The 1209-nt window shown below is 52.4% G+C and carries 1 protein-coding gene; it reads left to right on the top strand.

The window, feature by feature from the left end; translation table 11 throughout:
- On the top strand, positions 1–1168 hold a 1168-nt coding region (locus tag VZ95_RS20650; protein WP_045777538.1), incomplete at its 5' end, for an outer membrane beta-barrel protein.
- Positions 1169–1209 lie beyond the last annotated feature (41 nt).

Genomic DNA, 1209 nt, shown 5'->3' with positions numbered 1-1209 from the left:
AATGCGCGGGAAAAACGACGATACCGAGCAATTGGCGGATCGGTATCAGCCGAAGGGTATTACGCTCGGCAAGTTTTTACTTTTGCCCAAAATTGAATTCGATCAGACTTATAATGATAATGTTTATGCGAGTGAGAAAGATAAGAAGGGTGATTTTATTAGTATTGTTCGGCCAGAGGTAACGTTGCGCTTGAGAGAGCCGACTTACTCATGGAATACTAATGCAAATATTGAAGCTAGTCGCTATTCACAATATAAAGATGACAATACTGTCCAGGGTCGCTTGGTCACGGATGGGGTGTATGAATTCAACCGCTCCCTTGAAGTGAGCGGCAGCTACATTTTCTCCGCCTTGGCAGAAGAGCGCGGCTCCAATGAAGCCGAGCAGGGAAAAGAGCCGACGAAAGTCTGGACAAACGACGCCCGGATCGGCGGTAAGATACGTCAGGGCCGCTATAGCTTCGCGCTCGACGGTGGGGCGACCAAACTATCCTACGACAATGTTCCGACGACGACGGGCACGATCGATAACTCCGACCGTGACCGCACTCAGTATGTGCTATCGGGCCGCGCTTCTTATGAAATTTTTCCAGGCTATGCCGCCGTTCTCGCAGCCTCGGTAAACCAGCGCGACTATGATCGGGGATCGGATCGCGGCGGTTATAACCGCGACAGTTCCGGTTATCGGGTCGAGGGCGGTATCGGCGTCGATCTGGCCGAAACCATTCGCGGCGATTTCCTGGTCGGTTATCTGTCTCAGGACTATAAAGATAAGCGGTTCAAAGATCCGGCAGGTTTGGCCTTTAAGGCATCCTTTAACTGGACGCCCTCCCGCCTGACGCTGGTTGTACCGGCGTTTGAGCGTTCGGTTCAGGAAACCACGATGTTGAATGTCTCCGGTATGGTGCGGACGTCGGCCAGTGTGCTGGTGCGTCACGAATATGCCCGGAATATTCTGCTGACCGGCTTTGCGGGCGTTTATTACGATGATTTCAAAGGCATCAACCGCGACTCGTTTCTGTACGAAATGCGCGGGCGTGTAACCTATGCGTTCAACGAGAATGTCTTTGTGAGTGGTGAGCTTGCCCACCGCACGAAGGACTCGGAACTGGTCGGTCGCAGTTTCGATCAGAACTTCATTGGGCTGCGCCTCGGGTTGCAGATGTAGGGTTAAGGGGAAGTCTTCGTGTCAAATTCGGCTCAGTCGTT

The organism is Elstera litoralis (genome assembly GCF_000963705.1).
Taxonomy (GTDB): domain Bacteria; phylum Pseudomonadota; class Alphaproteobacteria; order Elsterales; family Elsteraceae; genus Elstera; species Elstera litoralis.
This window is presented reverse-complemented; position numbering and strand designations above follow the sequence as displayed.